Source organism: Streptomyces sp. AC627_RSS907, from assembly GCF_019049165.1.
Genome location: NZ_JAGMUE010001508.1, coordinates 1 through 545, shown reverse-complemented (window position 1 = coordinate 545; position 545 = coordinate 1). Strand labels below are relative to the sequence as shown.

1 protein-coding gene and 1 pseudogene are annotated in these 545 nt (G+C 73.8%); both read left to right on the top strand.

The annotated features are described in order from the left end of the window. Window positions 1-285 (top strand): annotated as a pseudogene (locus tag KUM32_RS42720) (hypothetical protein); the annotation flags it as partial. A 130-nt stretch (window positions 286-415) separates the two neighbouring features. Beyond that, on the top strand, window positions 416-545 hold a 130-nt coding region (locus tag KUM32_RS44630), incomplete at its 3' end, for an LPFR motif small protein (protein WP_308408861.1).

The following is a 545-nucleotide window of genomic DNA, read 5'->3' as shown; positions in this document are numbered from 1 at the left end:
GCGCCCACGTGGGCCCGTACGATGCGCGGCTGGTCCGAGGAGGAGTGGGTGGCGGCCCAGGAGCGGCTGCGCGGGCGTGGGTTGCTGGCGGCCGACGGCGAGTTGACGCCGGCGGGGACCGCGCTGCGCAAGGAGCTTGAGGTCGAGACCGACCGGCTGGACCGGGCGCCGTACGAGCACTTGGGCGCGGCCGGCGTGGCGCGGCTGACGGAGCTGGCCACGGCCTTCGCCTCGACGGCCATGGCCGCGGGCGCGTTCCCGGCCGACTTCCTGGGCAAGGGCTGAGCCGAAAGTCGGTACGGCGCGCCGGAGTACGGGCCGGATTCGGTTTACCGACCGCGGTTGGGGTTACTCGGGGTCACGAGCCACGGGGCGTCCCGGCGGGCGCATCGTGGGCGCAGACAAGGAGGATTCCGTGTTCCGTGCCATCGCAGATGTCCTGCGTACCATCGGTGGCGCCATCGCCACCGTGGTGACGCTCCCCTTCCGCGTGCTCGCTCGGCTCTTCGGCGGAGCGTCGCGTGGTGGCCCACGCCGACGCGGGG